Below are 2,010 nucleotides of genomic sequence, written 5' to 3' on the forward strand. Positions count from 1 at the left end.
ATCATCGGATGGGCTCTAATGGTATCAGCAACGTGAAGCGAATGGAAAGGACATTGAAGTCGTCTGGATTTTTTTCAAGCAGGAGACGGCATACGAAGCGGAATTTGCTCCCTTCCAGACGTTTTTTACGGAAGAACTTTTTGAAGAGGAGAACCGCGACCATCTCGATGGCAGGAAAGTCCGCTTTGCCGGCATCGTTCGCGGAAAGCGCGATTTGTTAACCAAAAAACAGGAAGCTATGTGTTTTCTGGAGGTGGAAGATCGTACAGGCAGCTTACGCTGTGTGGTTTTTCCGCGCACGTATGCCTTGTATCGTGACCGTATCCGCATGGATCAGCCGTTGCTGGTAAGCGGCACATTACAGGTGCGCGATGAGGAAATCAATATATTGGTGGATCAGCTTTGGACAAAAGAGGAACTGCCGACAGCACCGAAAAAGGGGAAAAGCGAAAAGACGTGTGCGACGCTTTATGTGCGGATGCCACGCCAAGATCGCGTGCAATACCAAGCGATGACAGATATTTTGCGAAGCCATTCCGGATCCATTCCGGTCGTTGTATATTTTGACGATCAAGCAAGAGCGTATTCCATCCCGAAAGGGTATTATGGGGATGGTTCTTCCGCATTACTGGAGGAACTTACGGCGCGCTTCGGCGAGCGCAATGTCGTATTAAAAAAGACACAGGAGGAAACAGAATGAAGACGATTGGCATACTCACCTCAGGCGGCGATGCGCCCGGAATGAATGCGGCAATTCGTGCGATTGCCCGTACCGCCTTCGATGCCGGACTGCGCGTCAAGGGCATTCGTTATGGCTATGACGGCTTGATGAGCGGCGACATTTATGAAATGAATGTTGCCAGCGTCGCCGATATTATTCAAAAAGGTGGAACGATTTTGGGCTCTGCGCGTTCCGAAGAGTTTCAAACGCCGGAGGGGCAGGACAAAGCGGTGCGTATCCTTTCGCAATTCGGCATCGATGGATTGGTCGTCATTGGTGGAGACGGTTCATTTCAGGGTGCTGCACAACTGCATCAGCGTGGCATTCGCACGGTGGGCATTCCTGGCACCATTGATAACGATTTGGGTTATACCGATTATACGATTGGTTTTCATACGGCGGTGGAGACGGTGATTGAATCGATTGGCAAGCTTCGTGATACGTCCAACTCGCATGGACGCGCCAACATTATCGAAGTCATGGGACGTCACTGCGGTGATATCGCTCTTTATGCAGGACTTGCAGGAGGCGCCGAAACCATTCTAGTGCCGGAGCATTCTTTCTCCATGCAGGAGGTAACCGACCGCATTATTCGCGGAAGAAAGCGCGGAAAGCGCCATCACATTATTGTCTTTGCCGAAGGAATGGGTGAGCCGTATAACATGCGAAAAGAGATTGAAGCAAAGACCGGCGTCGAAACCAAACTTACGATATTGGGGCATGTACAGCGTGGCGGAAGTCCCAGCTTTACAGATGCCAAACTGGGCTGCGTGATGGGCTATCGTGCGGTGAAAGAGCTTTTGGCAGGATCCAGTTCGATTGCGATCGGGGTTCGCGGAGAAGAAATTTTTACGATGCCGATTCTCGAAGCGATTGCCGTAAAGCATACGTTTAATCAGGAATTGTACGAAATGGCGCAGGTGCTGTCCAGCTGAAAGGAGTGCCTATGAAGCGAACAAAAATAGTTTGTACGATTGGTCCTGCTTCGGAAGAAGCGAGCTGCTTAAAAGCGCTGATCCACGAAGGGATGAACGTAGCGCGCCTCAACTTTTCACATGGCACCCATGAGGAACAGAAGCGCAAACTGGATACGTTGCATCGGGTACGTGAAGAACTGCACGTGCCTCTCGCCGTTGCCTTGGATACCAAGGGACCGGAGATTCGTTTGGGCACGTTTCAAAACGATAAACCGGTTGAACTGGCAAGGGGGGATCGCTTTACGTTAACCACGCGCGAAGTGGAGGGAACCGCAGAAATCGTACACATTTCGTATGCCGTCTTCTGCTTGA

Annotated in this window: 2 protein-coding genes; both read left to right on the forward strand. The window is 50.8% G+C overall.

The genetic code is table 11. The annotated features are described in order from the left end of the window. Nucleotides 1–67 precede the first annotated feature (67 nt). Nucleotides 68–700 (forward strand): OB-fold nucleic acid binding domain-containing protein, encoded by a 633-nt coding sequence (locus RDL68_RS06265; protein WP_308540822.1) that lies wholly within the window; start codon nt 68–70, stop codon nt 698–700. After that, nucleotides 697–1,656 (forward strand): 6-phosphofructokinase, encoded by a 960-nt coding sequence (gene pfkA / locus RDL68_RS06270; RefSeq protein WP_308540820.1) that lies wholly within the window; start codon nt 697–699, stop codon nt 1,654–1,656. Before RDL68_RS06265 ends, pfkA begins: the two co-directional genes overlap by 4 nt. The last annotated feature ends 354 nt before the right edge of the window (nt 1,657–2,010 follow it).

This window comes from uncultured Murdochiella sp., assembly GCF_902488755.1.
Classification (GTDB): Bacteria; Bacillota; Clostridia; order Tissierellales; family Peptoniphilaceae; genus Murdochiella.